The 16,423-nt window shown below is 45.1% G+C and carries 15 protein-coding genes; 7 read left to right on the top strand and 8 right to left on the bottom strand.

Going from position 1 to position 16,423, the window contains the following annotated elements:
• Window positions 1-56 precede the first annotated feature (56 nt).
• The 3 genes from ABJF92_RS09800 to ABJF92_RS09790 form a co-directional block, all read right to left on the bottom strand.
• Window positions 57-878: an HAD-IIB family hydrolase gene (locus ABJF92_RS09800; RefSeq protein ID WP_446815618.1), complete on the bottom strand. Its 822-nt coding sequence runs from the start codon at window positions 876-878 to the stop codon at window positions 57-59.
• A 94-nt stretch (window positions 879-972) separates the two neighbouring features.
• The gene (locus ABJF92_RS09795) at window positions 973-1,323 is read right to left on the bottom strand and encodes a HopJ type III effector protein (RefSeq protein WP_446815617.1); all 351 of its coding nucleotides are present in this window, start codon (window positions 1,321-1,323) and stop codon (window positions 973-975) included.
• An 18-nt stretch (window positions 1,324-1,341) separates the two neighbouring features.
• Window positions 1,342-2,541 (bottom strand): Bcr/CflA family multidrug efflux MFS transporter, encoded by a 1,200-nt coding sequence (locus ABJF92_RS09790; RefSeq protein WP_446815616.1) that lies wholly within the window; start codon window positions 2,539-2,541, stop codon window positions 1,342-1,344.
• A gap of 284 nt (window positions 2,542-2,825) precedes the next feature.
• On the opposite strand from ABJF92_RS09790, the gene ABJF92_RS09785 reads away from it, so the two are divergent.
• Both ABJF92_RS09785 and ABJF92_RS09780 read left to right on the top strand, forming a co-directional pair.
• Complete coding sequence (locus tag ABJF92_RS09785; protein ID WP_446815615.1) at window positions 2,826-4,667, top strand: ABC transporter ATP-binding protein; 1,842 nt, start codon at window positions 2,826-2,828, stop codon at window positions 4,665-4,667.
• Between the two features lie 41 nt (window positions 4,668-4,708).
• The gene (locus ABJF92_RS09780; protein WP_446815614.1) at window positions 4,709-5,041 is read left to right on the top strand and encodes a DMT family transporter; all 333 of its coding nucleotides are present in this window, start codon (window positions 4,709-4,711) and stop codon (window positions 5,039-5,041) included.
• A 63-nt stretch (window positions 5,042-5,104) separates the two neighbouring features.
• Here ABJF92_RS09780 and ABJF92_RS09775 read toward each other — a convergent pair whose 3' ends face one another.
• The 3 genes from ABJF92_RS09775 to ABJF92_RS09765 all read right to left on the bottom strand — a co-directional run bounded on the left by ABJF92_RS09775 (window position 5,105) and on the right by ABJF92_RS09765 (window position 9,073).
• Complete coding sequence (locus ABJF92_RS09775) at window positions 5,105-6,862, bottom strand: alpha-amylase family glycosyl hydrolase (protein WP_446815613.1); 1,758 nt, start codon at window positions 6,860-6,862, stop codon at window positions 5,105-5,107.
• A gap of 108 nt (window positions 6,863-6,970) precedes the next feature.
• The gene (locus tag ABJF92_RS09770; protein ID WP_445974815.1) at window positions 6,971-8,203 is read right to left on the bottom strand and encodes a glycosyl transferase; all 1,233 of its coding nucleotides are present in this window, start codon (window positions 8,201-8,203) and stop codon (window positions 6,971-6,973) included.
• A 45-nt stretch (window positions 8,204-8,248) separates the two neighbouring features.
• Entirely contained in the window at window positions 8,249-9,073 is an 825-nt protein-coding gene (locus ABJF92_RS09765; RefSeq protein WP_446815612.1) for an HAD-IIB family hydrolase, read from the bottom strand.
• A gap of 132 nt (window positions 9,074-9,205) precedes the next feature.
• Between ABJF92_RS09765 and ABJF92_RS09760 the strand changes: the two genes are divergently transcribed.
• Complete coding sequence (locus ABJF92_RS09760; RefSeq protein WP_446815611.1) at window positions 9,206-10,096, top strand: DMT family transporter; 891 nt, start codon at window positions 9,206-9,208, stop codon at window positions 10,094-10,096.
• A 130-nt stretch (window positions 10,097-10,226) separates the two neighbouring features.
• Here ABJF92_RS09760 and ABJF92_RS09755 read toward each other — a convergent pair whose 3' ends face one another.
• Entirely contained in the window at window positions 10,227-10,664 is a 438-nt protein-coding gene (locus tag ABJF92_RS09755) for a DUF3010 family protein (protein ID WP_446815610.1), read from the bottom strand.
• A 292-nt stretch (window positions 10,665-10,956) separates the two neighbouring features.
• Here ABJF92_RS09755 and ABJF92_RS09750 point away from each other — a divergent pair, with 292 nt between their 5' ends.
• On the top strand, window positions 10,957-12,189 hold the full coding sequence (locus ABJF92_RS09750; RefSeq protein ID WP_446815609.1) for a pyridoxal-phosphate-dependent aminotransferase family protein: 1,233 nt from the start codon (window positions 10,957-10,959) through the stop codon (window positions 12,187-12,189).
• A gap of 47 nt (window positions 12,190-12,236) precedes the next feature.
• Here the strand turns inward: ABJF92_RS09750 and yddG are convergent, their stop codons facing one another.
• Window positions 12,237-13,127, bottom strand: a complete 891-nt coding sequence (yddG, locus tag ABJF92_RS09745; protein ID WP_446815608.1) for an aromatic amino acid exporter YddG — start codon at window positions 13,125-13,127, stop codon at window positions 12,237-12,239.
• Between the two features lie 254 nt (window positions 13,128-13,381).
• Here yddG and ABJF92_RS09740 point away from each other — a divergent pair, with 254 nt between their 5' ends.
• The 3 genes from ABJF92_RS09740 (at window position 13,382) to ABJF92_RS09730 (ending at window position 16,421) form a co-directional block, all read left to right on the top strand.
• Window positions 13,382-14,374, top strand: a complete 993-nt coding sequence (locus ABJF92_RS09740; RefSeq protein WP_446815607.1) for a Bug family tripartite tricarboxylate transporter substrate binding protein — start codon at window positions 13,382-13,384, stop codon at window positions 14,372-14,374.
• An 83-nt stretch (window positions 14,375-14,457) separates the two neighbouring features.
• Window positions 14,458-14,898, top strand: a complete 441-nt coding sequence (locus ABJF92_RS09735) for a tripartite tricarboxylate transporter TctB family protein (protein ID WP_446815606.1) — start codon at window positions 14,458-14,460, stop codon at window positions 14,896-14,898.
• Between the two features lie 2 nt (window positions 14,899-14,900).
• A complete protein-coding gene (locus tag ABJF92_RS09730) occupies window positions 14,901-16,421 on the top strand; it encodes a tripartite tricarboxylate transporter permease (RefSeq protein ID WP_446815605.1) in 1,521 nt (506 codons plus the stop codon).
• Window positions 16,422-16,423: the final 2 nt, after the last annotated feature.

Below are 16,423 nucleotides of genomic sequence, written 5' to 3'. Positions count from 1 at the left end.
CAATATGTTGTCTTATTGTTAATAATGAGGTGAATGTCTAAGAATTCAACCCAAGCTTAGAGATCATATCTTTGTCTTAAGAAGCGTGCGACGCCATCTTCATCGTGATGGCCTATTACTTTGTCCGCGCTCGCTTTTACCTCTGGGTTGCCATTATCGGTGGCAAAACATTCATCTGCCATGGCGAACATGGACAAATCATTATCTCCATCGCCAAAGACCGTGAGGTTAGTGGCACCTAGCTCAGCCTTGAGTTCCATAAGAGCGGAACCCTTGCAGGCATTGCTGTGATGAATATCGAGCCAATAAGCATCTGGATTATAAATACCACCACCAGAGTAAGCGGTTAGGTGCTCATGGTCCTGACTGTCATTAACAATGTTTTGCACATGCTCAGGGCGGCCCATGGCGCTAATGTTGGTGATCCTTGCTTGTGCTGACATTGCTTCAAGAGGATGTAGGCTCATTTTATCGTGGTTGCCCAACTCGTTGGCAATGTGGTCACACAGTTGGCCTTGTAAAGGCGCGTGATAAACCCGCTGTAAGCCATCTTCTTCGAGGCAAAAAATAAATGGCGTAACCTTATGCTCCGCAAAAGATTGCAGCATATTGGTAATGTGCTCGAGTTGCAGAAGGTTCTTGTAACGGTAGCTTTGTAGACTAGGGTCCCACCACTCAACGCCGTTTTTGAAGATTTGTACGTTTGGGAACTCATGGCCAATTAGGCAAGGCTTGGCCGCTAAATGGGTACGTCCTGTTGCGACGGTATAATAAATACCTGCGGCTTCCATACGTCGTAGAGTTTCTAGAGTGTACTCGGATAAGCGCTGCTGACGGTTAAGCAGGGTGCCATCTAAATCAAATGCCACTAATTCCATATAAACCTCTGGGCTGAGTCGAAAGGGGCATTAAACCCTTTTTATTGGGTTTAATGCCAATGCCAAATCATGCTCGCTTGGCGAGCAATGCTCGTTAAGCTTTAAGGGTAAGTGGGCTTGTGGGGAAGCTCACTCCTTGCCAGCCATGAATCATAAATTGGCGAATGTTTTGGTGGTCTTGTGCTTCAGGGTGTTGCAGAACATCAACTCGATAGTAGTCCCCGAACAGCTGTAAGCTTTGTTCTGGAGTAAGTTGATTAAGCTTAGCAAAGGCTAAAATTTTGCAAGAGCCGTTATTTTCGTTGGCTTGATTTTGCTGCTCACCGTTCGTAAAAGCACTGGGAGTGAAATCGTAGTCACGATCAATAACCTCAATAACACTTTTAAATTCAACTTGTTCTGGGGTGGATTGAACAAGATCAATGAGGCTTTGAGTATTTAACATTTGGGCTCCTAAAAATGATTAGAGATTGTTTACGCTTTGCTTAGCGCTGTAATTGACAACAAACTTATAGCAAGCGAAGGATAAAATACCACAAATGGCCATGGTCGCCACCATAGGTACGAAGGTACCGTTATGCAACACACTGATGATGACACCACTTACTGCGCCTGCACCAAAGCGAGAAGCGCCTGCTAGGGCTGTGACACTGCCATTGTTATTGCCGGCGTTTTTCAGCGCTCCCGCCATGAGGCCACTGCCTAAAATTCCTATGCTGCCCATAAATGCCATGCCACTTAGAATAATAAAGATAAAGGGCGGTTGCGCCATAAAGCTAATAATGACCATAACAATCGCGGCACAAAAAACCACATGAGCAGCGTATTTGGTGAGGGTGGCGCTGCCTAATCGTTCAACACAACGGTTATTGATGGTGGAGGCAATCATGATGCAAATGACATTTAGGCCAAATAGGAAGCCAAACTGTGCAGGAGGGACATGGTAGAGCTCGATATAGACAAAGGACGATCCGGTGATAAAGCACATCATGCCAGCAAAGTGGAAAGCGCCCGCGGCAATATAGCCGGTGACAGAAGGGTTCTTTAATAGCACTTTGTAATTATGTAAAGCGCTTGCAAAAGATAAACGGGTGCGCTTTTCAACGGGTAGAGTCTCCGGAATAGTGATCAGGAATAGCACCATTGCGATCGCCGCCAAAACCGCTAATAGAGCAAAAATATAATGCCAATCCAGCAGTGTTAAAATAGCCCCACCAATGATGGGGGCTGCCAACGGCGCTAAGGCCATGACCAGCATGACCATGGACATGGCTTTTACAAATTGATCTGCAGACAAGCCATCTTTTACCAAAGCCGGCACACATACGGCCACCGCGGCACCACCAATGGCTTGAATAGCCCGACCTATCATCAACACTTCGTAGCTTTGAGAAAGGCTGCAGACAATGCTGCCAACCATGAATAAGCAGAGTCCAGTCACGACGACTTTGCGACGGCCTATCGCATCAGAAATGGGGCCAAAGACAATTTGTAATGAGGCAAAGACCACCAAATACATGCTCAAGGTCATTTGAATGAGGCTGACATCTGTCCCCATGTAGCGAGCGATGGTGGGTAAACTCGGTAGGTAAGCATCAATGGCAAAGGGGGTTAATCCTGCCAATAATCCCAACACTAAAACAATCGGCAAAGTTAGCTTCATTCCGTAAAAGACCTTTGAATTTAGGATGACAAGAGGCGTCATCACAGGGCTGTTGGTTATAAGCTCATAATTATAATATTTTATCGCTTAAAAAACTGGATCGAATAATGAAAACAGTAAGATAATTAATCCGTCTGTGTTGGTTCTAGGCAATAGTTAAGCTGGTTTTAAAAGGGCTAACATGTTTCAATTTCGCCTCAAAATTAGGATTCGGTCATCTTGGCTAATAAGCAACTGCCTGATCATTTACTGACTGGGTTATGACCAAAGAAAAAAGGAAAGGTATGTTAAAGTTTTTTGAGAAGTGGGTGGGGGCTTATCCAGATCTAGAGACCTCTCAGCCACCGACGGGGTTAGTGGCTTTCTGTCGATATTATTCACGTGGTGTCGAGGTGCCATTGATCTTAATGTCGATGCTTACCGCCATGATAGCTATCCTAGAAGTAACCTTATTTAGCTTTATGGGGCAACTTGTTGACTGGTTGATTACCAAGAATCCAGATACTTTTTTTGCGGAAGAAGGCGGTCATTTGTTGCTAATGTCTTTGATGATATTAGTCGCCATGCCGCTGATTTCCTTACTGCACTCAGCCATTGTGCATCAAACCTTATTGGGCAACTACCCTATGCGTATTCGCTGGTGGGCCCACCATGCCATTTTGCGCCAGAGCATGTCATTTTTTCAGGACGAATTTGCGGGGCGTATTTCCACTAAAATCATGCAAACCTCTCTCGCTGTGCGTGAAACCGTGATGAAACTTCTGGATGTTCTTGTCTACATCGGAGTGTATTTCATTTCTATGCTGGTGCTGATCGCCAATGCGGATTACCGCTTAATGCTGCCATTAGTAGGCTGGTTGGTCTGTTATGTGATGTTGCAGCTCTATTTTGTACCTAAGTTAAAACGTGTTTCCAGCGAACAAGCGGATGCTCGTTCAAACATGACAGGGCGGGTGGTAGACAGCTACAGCAACATTTCGACTGTGAAATTGTTTTCCCATAATCATCGTGAAGCCGACTATGCCAAAGAAGGCATGGATGGCTTTTTGAAAACGGTCTACAAGCAAATGCGCTTGGTGACTTGGCTGAATGTGGGGGTGCAATCCTGTAATTACCTAGTGGCCTTTGTGATTGCTGCCTTGTCGATTTGGTTGTGGACCGACAGTGTTATAAGTGTTGGGGCGATTGCCATTGCGGTGAGTCTTGCTCTGCGTTTGAACGGTATGTCTCAGTGGATCATGTGGGAAGTCAGTGCCTTGTTTGAAAACATCGGTATGGTGGCTGATGGTATGAAAACCTTATCCAAGCCTGTGGAAATTCAAGACAAAGTCAATGCGCAAGATTTAATCATTGAGCAAGGGACGATTGATTATCAACAGGTGTTTTTCCACTATGGGAAAGAAGACGCCAAGGTCATCGAAAACTTGAATTTGTCGATCAAAGCGGGCGAAAAGGTCGGTTTGGTGGGGCGCTCTGGAGCAGGTAAATCAACCATAGTGAACTTGCTCATGCGTTTTCACGATGTGGAGTCCGGCAGCATTTGTATTGACGGGCAAGATATCAGTGAAGTACGTCAGGACTCCTTACGTGCTGGCATAGGTATGGTGACTCAAGATACCTCTTTGTTGCACCGTACCGTAAGAGAAAACTTATTGTACGGTCGCCCTGATGCCACTGACGATGAAATGATCGCCGCGACGAAAAAAGCCGAAGCCCATGATTTCATTCTGACCCTGACCGACCCATTCGGTAACACGGGTTACGATGCGATGGTTGGGGAGCGAGGCATTAAACTTTCTGGTGGTCAGCGACAGCGTATTGCTATTGCTCGTGTGCTGTTAAAAGACGCACCTTTACTGGTATTGGATGAAGCAACATCTGCTCTAGATTCTGAAGTAGAAGCCGCGATTCAAGCGAGCTTATACCGATTAATGGAAGGTAAAACCGTGATCGCCATCGCTCACCGTTTGTCGACCATTGCAGCGATGGATCGTTTGATTGTATTGGACAAAGGTCATGTGGTAGAACAGGGCAGTCATAATGAATTAATTCAGCAAGCCGGTATTTATGCCAAGCTGTGGGCTCACCAAACAGGCGGTTTCTTGGCGGAAGATCTGGATTCTTAATGCCATTACAGACAGAAGTCTTAACTAAGGAGAGGGCGTAAATGATCACTTATGTGTTGTTGTTTTTAGCCGTTGTAGCGGAAGTGATAGCCACCTCGGCCTTGAAAGCCTCGGACTCTTTTACTCGTATTGGACCTGTGATCATTCTGGTGCTGGGTTATGGTATTTCTTTTTACCTGTTAAGTATCGTCATGCAATCTATGCCCACAGGAGTGACTTACGCCATTTGGTCTGGTTTAGGCGTGGTGCTGATTTCTTTGTTTGCTTTTTTCTTTAACGATGAAAAATTGGATATGGCAGCCTGTTTAGGCCTGTTCTTTATCGTCTTAGGGGTCGCTATTATTAATATCTTTTCTAAAACCGTTAGCCACTAATGGACCCAAAAAATAGCCCGTCCTCTTAGCAAAGAGGGCGGGCTATTTTTATATCACCTACTCTTAGCTGTTCTTGAGTCGCCCACGCTTATTAGACAACCAGATAAACTGATAAGGCATCAGAGTGATTTTCGCCAAGTGATCTTCGTATACCTGCTCTGTAATCAAATCGACCCAATCGTCGGTCGCAATTAAGTTCAGCTCAGATAAGTTAAAGCTCTTCGGTTGATCGGTCATATTGTATACCGCAAACAGGCTTTGTCTTCTGTCTAGGCTTTGTCGCCAGAACGAGAATAGGTCTTCGCCCATGTGCAACACGTATTGGGTTGCATTTGGGTGGAAGGCCGGTTGCGCACGGCGTATTTGAGTTAAGCGGGTAACGTTTTCAAAGACTTTTTGGTGATGAGTTGGCGTATTGAGAACATGATTTAAGTCCTCCATATCCCAAATATGGCGGTTAATTGAACGGAACTGACCGGTATTATTGACCCGATCAATGTCATTCTCGGTGCCAAACAAGCTATGAATGTAGAAAGCGGGCACCCCTTCTAATGCCATCATGACACCTGCAGCACATAAGAAGCGCGCCAGTTGCCATTGGTCTGGCCCTTGATGCACAGAACCCGCTAGGGCATTCCATAAGCTGATATTGATCTCATAAGGTTTTGCTTCACCTTCAGGTGTGGTGCGAGAGCTGATCTTGCCACCAAAGCGCTTCATGGTGCTAATTAGGGTTTCTAGCTCCCACTCAGACAGTAAGCCTTCGGTTGGGCGCAAGCCAATACCATCGTGAGAAGCCACAAAGTTAAGGTAGGTAGTACCTTGCTGGGCAGGCGGCATACTCATTAGCCATTGTTTCAAGTGGCTGCTGTTACCTGTCACCAAGCTATTAATCAACAAAGGTGGCAAGGAGAAGTTATAAATCAGGTGTGCTTCGTTGGCATTACCAAAATACGTTAAGTTCTCTTGGTTAGGAATGTTGGTTTCGGTAATGATGACGGAATCGGGTGCATAGTGCTCAATCATCAATCTGAGCAAACGTATCATTTCATGGGTTTGCGGCAAGTTGATGCAATTGGTGCCGGGGATTTTCCACAAGAAAGCCACCGCATCTAAACGGAACCAACGAATGCCTTTTTCTAGGTATAAGCGGATGATGCGCAAGAATTCGAGCAGTACTTCGGGGTTTTCAAAATTAAGGTCAACCTGGTCATGGCTAAAGGTACACCAAACATATTTTTCGCCATTTTTAGTTTGTACTTCCCTGAGTAATGGTGAAGTGCGTGGGCGTACCACGGCACTTAAGTCCATACTCGGGTCACCCTCATAAAAGAAAGAGGCCCCTGGATTAACCCCAGCCTTATAGTTCTCAAACCACATGCTCCGACTAGAGCAATGGTTGATGACGAGGTCACCCATCACCTTCACATGTTTAGATAGCTCACTAACATGATCCCAATTACCGCAAGAAGGGTTCACTGTCGTGTAATCCATGACACTAAAACCATCGTCAGAGCTATAGGGAAAGAAGGGCAATAAGTGAACCGCAGAAATGCTGGCAGAAAGCTTCTTTTTAACAAACTTTGTTAGGGTTTCTAGCGGTGCTTCATTTTCGCTACGCAAGGTGTCGGCATAGGTAATGAGCATAATATCCGATTGATCCCAAATGTTACGATGAGGGCGAGGCGGTTCTGTCGCTGGGTCTAGGTGAAACGTTTCAAGGCAGGTGCGAGCAAGCGAGTTAGCATCGAGCTTAGGGTAGAGGGTTTGAAGGTGAGCGACGAGCCGTTGCTCTAGGTGAGAGGGCGTTGTGTTATCCATATGACCTGCCTATCTATCAAAATGTGGAAAAACGAAGCCCGCTTGAGGCTTCGTTTCAGGGTATAAACCAAGCTATTCCAAATGGGCTATAGGAGCAGCTGTGGGAGGTTAGTCTTTTGCTGGCCCAAATTCAGCCATATCAAGCTCTACGGCTTTGGCTAATTGTTCCATGACGCCTGGAAAGGCACTTTGTACTCGGTTCCAACTTGGAATAAAGGGTGCTTCCATGGGTTTATCTAAATATTGGTTGCCGGCTTTCATGATGTTGCCAGCAAACAGCTCAACGGCTTGTTCTTCACTGTGAACATCCAGTTTTAAACCATTAATTTCCGCATCATTTCGATACACCTCGATGAAATCAAGGGCAACACGGTAGTAGGTTGCTTTCACTGTACGGAAGGTTTCTTGATTGAAAATAATGCCATTAGTGGCCAGTTTTCTGAAAATGGCCTTCGTAATGTCGATGGACATTTTGGATAGGCCGCCATCATCATTGTCCGCTGACAAGTCTTGGTGTTTGTGATCGTACACATCGGCAATATCTACCTGACATAGACGGTTGGTAGAGTAGTTACGGTGCATTTCACTGAGTACGCCGATTTCTAGGCCCCAGTCGCTTGGGATACGAATGTCTGTCATCACATCTCGACGGAAGGAAAACTCTCCGGCCAGTGGGTAGTGATAGCTATCAAGGTAATCTAAGTAATCTAGGTTGCCAAATACTTTTTTCAGTGAGTACAGTAATGGCGTTACCAATAGGCGGCTGACACGACCATTCATTTTGCCGTTAGCGGTACGGGCATAGTAGCCTTTAGCAAATTCATAGTTAAATTTAGGGTTGGCCACAGGGTAGATAAGTCGAGCCAATAACTCTCTGTCATAAGTAACAATGTCACAGTCGTGCATGGCGATAGATTCTGCTTCGCCTGCTGCTAGGTTATAACCCATACAGAACCAAACATTACGGCCTTTACCAGGGTTAGAAGGGGATAAATGTTCACCTTTTAAGACACCATCAATTTCTCTTAAACGCGGACCATCGTTCCATAGAACGCGGTGCTTTTGTGGTAACACGCTAAAAAATTCTAACGCGTGGCGATACTGTTCTTCCGTGGCTCTATCTAAGCCAATGATGATCTCACTGAGATAAGGTACTTCCTTCAAATGCTTGAGGATGTTGGGCATAGCATCCGTTTCAAGCTCTGAATATAAGCAGGGTAAAATAAGAGACATAGGACGAGATTTTGAAAATTCGCACAGCTCTTTTTCCATATCTTCTAAGGGGCGGTTAGCCAAATTATGAAAGGTAGTGATGATGCCATTTTGATGAAAGTCACCCATAATATTTGTCCTAATTTAAAATGTAATGCTAAAAGTTTGAAATTTTTAAGTCACGATACCTTGCTTGATGAGTATGCTATCAATGGCTTCCGTCCAGCCTGCAGGACCGTATTCATTTGTTAGATACGTATCCAAGCGGTTTTCAATAACAGGTGGCTCATGGGCTGGGGAGCGAATAACCACAGGGAAGTCTGCTTTACTGATCATGCCAATATCGTTTTCTCCATCCCCAAGAGCGACCGTTGCAATACTGTCATTTCCTTGGTTGAGGTAGAGCTCTTTTAGCCAGAGCATGGCATTGGCTTTATCGCATTTTTCTCCCATCAGGTGGGCAAAGCGACCCCCTCTTTGAATTTGTATGTGCGCGTCTTGTAGTCTTTCTCTTAGATCGTCCAGAGCGCTATCGGAATCTTGCCATAACATGGGCTCAGTAAATTCTCGCTGCATCGCCAATTTGGCATCGTCTTCCTCAAGACCTGTGATCTCCATTAGGTCTTGATGGCTCATGTCGCTAAAAGGCGTGAAATGATAAATTTCTTTTTGTTGCTTGCTTAGCTGCACTAGGGTACTGCGTTTCGGTCCAAAGGCTTTTACCCAAAAATCGCCGCTATCTTCTAGTTGTTCCGTCAATTTTAGGTTGAGGTGTTTAGGGATATAGACCGCAGAACCGTTCTCCACTATGAAAGGGTCGTTATGATTTAATGCTTGGCGGAGGGATAGTAGTTCTGCGAAGGTTTTACTGGTATTGAGCACACAAGGTATGGAAAAAGTTTTCAGGGTCTGTAGTGCCGGTAAAGCCGGTTGGAAACTGTAAGTGTGATGGTCAAGTAAAGTGCCATCAAGATCCGTAAAAATAATCAAAGGTGTCATAAATAAGTCCATTATCAGGTGTGTCTCTCCACACTAATTAAGTTAAAACTTGCAAATCCAGTGCCAGTCATTAAAGTGAACGATCATTCAAGTACGATACACTGATTAATATTAGAGGCTGTTTTAAACAAAATGATGACAAAAGAGATCCGCTTATTTTTCTATATAGCCTTAGCATTAATTGCGTTTGCTGGTAACTCTATTTTGTGCCGTTTGGCTTTGGCAGAAGGCCTGATCGATCCAGCCAGTTTTACGCTGCTTCGCTTGGTGAGTGGCGCCTTTACTCTGCTGCTGTTGTGTTTGTTTAGGCTGGCAAAAAGCACCAATGGAGGGGTGAAAAACGTTTGGCAACAAGGCAGCTGGTTGTCTGCTCTGGCACTGTTTCTGTACGCTCTGGGGTTCTCTTACGCCTATGTGTCGTTGGGCACGGGTCTGGGTGCCTTGATACTTTTTGGTGCTGTTCAGCTCACATTAATTTTATTAGCCATTCGAGTGGGGCAGAGGTTAGCGGGCCTAGAGTGGTTAGGCTTGGCGGTGGCGTTTTTAAGTTTTGTTTATTTGATATTGCCAAGCTTGCAAGGCGAAAGCACAACCGCTATGCCTTTACTGGCCGTTGGATTAATGGTGATGGCAGGGATCGCTTGGGGGGCTTACACCTGGTTGGGTAAAAAGTCGACAAGTCCACTTTTTGTGACCACCTCAAACTTTATTAGAACCCTACCTATGATAATGATTTTTATTGTCTTTATAGGTTTGGAAATGTCGTTATCATCCCTTGGGGCGATATGGGCGATACTGTCTGGCGCTGTTATGTCTGGGCTGGGGTACGCTCTATGGTATGCCTTGCTACCGCAAATCACTACGACTCTAGCGGCGGTACTGCAACTGCTAGTGCCTGTTATTGCGACGATTGGAGGTGTGGTTTTTGCCAGCGAAGCGGTTACTGCACACTTGATTTTGGCCAGTGCTGGAGTATTGGGTGGGGTATTAATGGTGATTTTAAGTAAGCGTAAATCTGCCTAGTTTTGCGCTGTGGTGGTGCAAAAATTATCCTGTGCGCCATTTTGGTGGTTTGCAGTGTGCTAAAATGGCATTTTTCATAGAGAAAATAAAACAACACTTTCTTAGCGTCTAAGAAAGTGTTTCATGGTCGTTAAACTTGTTCTGTGTCTTCGGCCAAGGCGGCATAAGCAACGGTAAAGGCACCTTCTTGAAAAGCTCTTAGACCTGTTGCCTTGAAAGGAATAGGCATAGGGTTCTTTTGAAGTATGTCTTTAATACGAGCACTGTTAAAAAGCTCTACCTGTATATCTTCAATCAATTGGATAGTTGCTTCGATTTTAAAACCAACGGAACTTCCAGCAAACTTCCCCTTCGTTAGGCGTTCACGAATGACTACTTTCTCGACTTTATAGTCTTCGAATAGTTTCTTCATTAGCTGGTAAAATTTACGCATGTTCGCACTGTCATTAGCATTGCTCAGGGCGTGGCGTATTTGGCGACAATCTGTGATTTGAAACAGACCATCTTGTTTGCTCAGTAGGCAAAGAATGGCTTCGCTACCTTTTATCTCTATGCCGCATGTAATCATGGCGTTTTCCTAGTTAAATAATGTCGGGCATTATTACATATCTGGCGACATTAGGCAGAGTAAAAAAGACTGCTTGTATTGAGGGTGGTGCGTTAGATCTAGGGCAAAGAATCTAACTTATAGTGTTATCTACTGTTTTGTTGGAATACTCTATTTTTTAATGAAGAATATTGTATTATTGCGGAATATTATTTTGTGAAAATGCTATTTTCGATATTTTTCACTGCGTTTGGTAAGTTTCTTGTAGATGCCATTCCTTGTAATCCGTTAACTCTATTAGGCTGTAAAGATTATGACTGCTCCGTCGCCAATGGGTATTCCTCGCCCCCAGGTGAAATCACTCGATGAAATCCTTCCCCACGAACCCTTATTAATGATGGGCGCAGGCCCGGTACCTATCCCTGAACGAGTGGCCAAAGCCAACTCTGTTGTAATCAACCATTTGGGTGGGGTGATGGCGCAAGTTATCGACCAAGTAAAAACCATGGCCCGCTATGTGTTTCAGACGGAATCGAAATGGGTGCTAGGGGTGGCAGGGCCGGCCTCAGCCGCAATGGAAATGGCCGTTGCAAATTTAATGCAACCCGGTGAATCCATTCTTTGTATTAATAATGGCTTTTTTAGTCACAGAATGGCGGAAATGGCGACCCGAGTCGGTGCAGATGTCCATGAACTTCATGTGCCTGTCCATCAAGCCGCAGACCCGGAGAGAGTGCGACGCGCGATTGAGGAAACCAAACCTAAAGTGCTGACCCTTGTGCAAGGGGAAACCTCCAATACAGTGTTTAACCACTCTTTAGAGGAGATTGCCCGAATTGCTAAGTCCTATGGTTGTCTAGTCGTCGTGGACGCGGTGTGTACCTTAAGTACCATGCCTTTAAAAATGGACGAATGGCAGATCGACGTGGTTATTACTGGCGGACAAAAAGGATTGTCCTCGATTCCAGGTGTTTCTTTGCTAGTGTTTTCCAATGATGCTTGGGCATGTGTGAAGAGTCGTACTGTCGCCACCGCTCAATGGTGCTTTGATGCTCAATTGGCAGAAAACTTTTGGCATAAAGATGGTTACCACTATACGGCTCCAGTATCTGGAATTATGGCTTTGCATGAGGCGTTAAAACTTGTCTGTGATGAAACCCTAGAGCAGCGTTTTGCCCGTCATTTACGTTGCTCAAAAGCTCTGCAAGCAGGCATTGAAGCCATGGGGTTAAACTTGTTTGTAGAGCCGTCATCAAGACTGAATTCTGTAGTGGGGATTTGTATACCCGAAGGGTTAACGTCCGTACAAATTTGTCGTCACATTTCAGATGTATATCGTGTCGAAATTGCAGGTTCTTTTGGGCAACCCATCATACGCATCGGGCAAATGGGTGAGCAATGTCGCGAACATAACTTGTTCCGTACGCTTCATGCCCTAGGCAGTACCATGCGCGACCTAGGTGTTAAGGTAGATCAACCCAACGGCATGGCGGAAATGGAAGCTTATTTACAGCAGGTACCAAGACAATTGGTGAATGTTGCCTAACGTGTGATTAGTAAACTTGGTTTAGATGAAATCCCCATAGGCGAGGCTTATGGGGATTTTTTTGTGGGCATAACACTGGCAAAGAGCGCACCAAGCGTGATAAAGGCGCAGGCAATAAACTGTGCTTTGGTAAGCGGAGCATTGGTAAAAAGCACTAGCCATGCGGTTGATAGGGCTGGGGTGGTATAAGACAACACCCCTAGTAAGGATAAATTACCGCGCTTCACACCAAAATCCCAACAGAAAAAGGCAACGCCAACGGGACCAAGGCCCAGTGCAAAGATGGCTAACCATGTACTTGTTGAGAACTGGTAATTCTGCTCTTCCAAGGCGAGGTGAGATAGGCCAGCTAGGAACGCGGTAATAAGACAATACCAAAGCACACCGCTAGAAGGCACGGACTGATAGCGACGGTTGAACACGGAATAACTTGACCAGATAAATGCGCAGGCGATGGCGGCCCCATAACCTGTCCAATCATAGTCTAGGTTACTCTCAGTGAGGCTTACTGAGTCTTTGGCAAACAACATTATGCCGGTGCCCGCAAAAGCTACCAGTGCGCCCACTACATGAGGCCAAAGTAACCGATTGTTGGGGCCTAATCCCGCCATTAAGACAATCAGTAGCGGCCATAAATAGGCAATCAATCCTGCTTCTACCGCTGGTGCATGACTAAAAGCATAAAAATAAAAGAAGTGATAAGCAAAGAAGGCCGAGCCACATATGAGCATGGCGTTGATTGGGGTTTTCTGCCAAGCCTGCTTTATCTCTCCTTTAATTATATACACCAAAAAGAAAAGGGCGCTGGCAATGGCAAACGTTAACGTGAGTAAGAGTAAAGGCGGCACTTGATTCGCTTGCGTGGTGAAGAGTGCCAATATGCTCCACAGCAAAATGGCAATGCTACCAACCCCTGTGGCTATCGGTGAATTCGGCATTTAGGTGTCTCTATCTGTCATGTTTAAGAGAGGAGTAGAGTAACGGAATAATCCCATTACTGAGTAGGCAAAAATCGTTAATTTTATCGGCAAAAATGATGATTTTGAGATTTTGATGACAATAAAATAACGCGATGACAGGCTAGTGACAGGTTTGCAGGGTAATGTCTTGGGTATCAAATCACAGTTAACGAATTAACTGCGTGCTTTGAGTAAGCAAATAAAACAACAAAAATAACAAGCAGGAGATCATAATGCTTAATTCCTTATCCTTAAAGTCTGTTCTAATTTCTGGCGCTGCAGCCCTAACGATTGCAGGCCAAGCCTATGCTTTTGAACCCGCTCGCTCTGCTGAATGTATTGCCCCTGCCAATCCAGGTGGTGGTTGGGATTTTACCTGTCGTAGCGTAGGTAAAGTTTTGGTAGACCAAGATTACATCAAAGGTAATGTTAAAACAGTTAACATGAGTGGCGCTGGTGGCGGTGTGGCCTTTGCTCACACAGTAAGTAAGCGTCAAAAAGATGCCAACTTGATTGTTGCGGCCAGTACAGCAACTACAACCCGTCTTGCTCAAGGCCAATTCCCTGGAATGAATGCTGACCAAGTGAAATGGGTAGGTACTTTGGGGGCTGATTACGGTGTAATCGCTGTTGGTAAAGACTCAAAATACACCACTTTGAAACAAATGATGGACGCACTACGTGAAGACCCAGGTTCTGTTAAGTTCTCTGGTGGTAGCGGTTCAGGTGGTTGGGATCATCTTAAAGTCTTGATCACAGCACAAAAAGCCAATGTATCAAACCTTCCTAAAATTCGTTACCTAGCTTTTAGTGGTGGTGGTGAAGCATTGGTTCAGGTTGTTGGTGGTCACGTTGATGCTTTTACGGGTGATGTTTCAGAAGTAAAAGGTTTCATGGACTCTGGTGATCTTCGTGTCTTGGCTGTGTTGTCTGAGCAACGCTTGCCAGCGCCGTTTGATCAAATCCCGACTGCTATGGAGCAAGGGATTGATTCTGTTGCGCCAAACTGGCGTGGTTTCTACGTCCCAGGTAATGCTGAAGAAGCCTCTTACGACTGGTGGGTAGACACTATGAATGGTCTATATGAAACACAAGAATGGAAAGATATTATGGTGAAAAATGGTTTGATGCCATTCCATAAGTCAGGTGAAGAATTTACTCAATTCGTTAAAAACCAGACTCTAGACATTCAAATTCTATCTAAAGATATCGGCCTAATTAAATAACTCCTAGGCGATCTTTTAGAGAGGAGCATCGTTCCTCTCTTTTTAACCTTCCTCTTTTAAATTAACAAATTCGGAGCAACGACATGCGTATTAACGATCGTGTGTTTGGCCTGCTGATGCTTCTGTTGGCCATGGCATATGGCTGGGAAGCAACGCAGTTCCCCATCCCATTTGGTGGACACGAAAGTGTTGGCCCTGAAACATTTCCTATCATGCTCGCTATTTTATTAGGCATAAGTGCCGTATACATGATAGTGCGACCAGACCCTGATGAGCCTTGGGCTCCGATTCCAATGTTAATTGAATTGAGTGTCGTTGCTTTGTCTATTATGGCCTTTGCTTGGGCAATTGAGCCGCTAGGTTTCTTATTGTCAGCTGCTTTAGTCGTTAGCTTCTTAAGCTGGCGTATGGGCTCAAGTATTGCGAAGAGCTTGATTACAGGCGTGACCAGCGCGGTAATTATCTTCTTCCTATTCGATTACGTGCTTGAACTGGCACTTCCTCTAGGTCTATTGGAGTTTTAACTATGGATACTATGAGCTTATTATTGCAGGGCTTTGCCGTTGCATTAACCCCTGAAAGCATTATGTTTGCCATTATAGGTGCGATATTAGGTACCTTAATCGGTGCTTTGCCGGGCCTTGGTCCTGCTAATGGTGTAGCTATCTTAATCCCTCTGGCCTTTAGTTTGGGCTTGTCACCGACGTCATCTTTAATTCTATTAACGTCCGTGTATGCAGGGGCCATGTATGGTGGCCGTATTTCTTCTATCTTGCTGAATATTCCGGGTGATGAGCCCGCCATGATGACCTGTTTAGACGGGTATCCGATGGCCGTAAAAGGGAAAGCCGCAGAAGCGTTAGCAATTTCCGCCATTGCCTCTTTTATTGGTAGTTTTATCGCGACTATTGGCTTAGTTATTCTTGCGCCAATTTTGGCGAAATTTGCGCTAAAATTTGGCCCTTCTGAGTACTTTGCACTCTTTGCGCTAGCGTTTGCAACCTTGGGTGGCATCACAGGTAAGAACCAGTTTAAAACCTTGATGGCCGCGGCCATAGGTTTAATGATTGCAACAGTAGGTATTGATTTATCGACAGGTGTTCAGCGCTATACATATAACACGTTAGAGCTGTTTGAGGGTGTTGATTTTATTATCGCGATTGTAGGCTTGTTTGCGATCAGTGAATTGTTCTTCTTCTTGGAAAGACATGCAGGGGATGGCTTAAAACAAGTTGCGATCAATAAACTAAAACTGTCTCCCAAAGATATTATTAAAGTCTTACCGACCTCTATTCGTGGTGCTGTGCTAGGTTTTGTGGCGGGTGTATTGCCAGGAGCAGGCGCTTCTTTGGGCAGTTTTATCAGTTACACCTTAGAAAAACGTGTATCCGATAAAGGCGAATTTGGTAAAGGTGACCCTCGTGGTGTTGCGGCTCCAGAAGCAGGCAATAATGGCGCAGCCTCCGGTGCACTCGTGCCTATGTTGACGCTAGGGGTTCCGGGTAGTGGTACGACTGCGGTACTTTTGGCGATGTTAATCTCCTTGAACATCACTCCGGGTCCTATGTTGTTTCAACAAAATGCTGACCTAGTATGGGGTGTTATTGCGGCGATGTTCGTTGGTAACCTTGTGTTGCTTTTATTGAACATTCCGATGGTCGGCATCTTTGTTAAGTTGTTGAGCATTCCACCAAAATACTTGATGCCAGTGGTAACACTGATTGCTTCTGTGGGGATTTATTCTGTCAGCCATAGTGCGTTAGATCTGTACTTCATGGTGGGCTTTGGTGTTGCCGGTTATATTTTCCGTAAGGTAGATATTCCATTGGTGCCAATTATTTTGGGTATGCTTTTAGGGCCTGAAATGGAGAAAAGTTTGCGCCACGCCTTGGTTCTTTCTGATGGTGACTGGAGTGTACTACTTAATAGTGGGTTGAGTATTGGTCTATGGATAGTGGCTATTTCAGGTCTTGTTTTACCTATGATCATTGGTCCCATTGTACGTGCCAAAATGCGCAATGCTAAAACTGCGGAGAAGGATGCGTAAAG

It is taken from the genome of Marinomonas sp., assembly GCF_039940335.1.
In the GTDB taxonomy this organism is placed as follows: domain Bacteria; phylum Pseudomonadota; class Gammaproteobacteria; order Pseudomonadales; family Marinomonadaceae; genus Marinomonas.
This window is presented reverse-complemented; position numbering and strand designations above follow the sequence as displayed.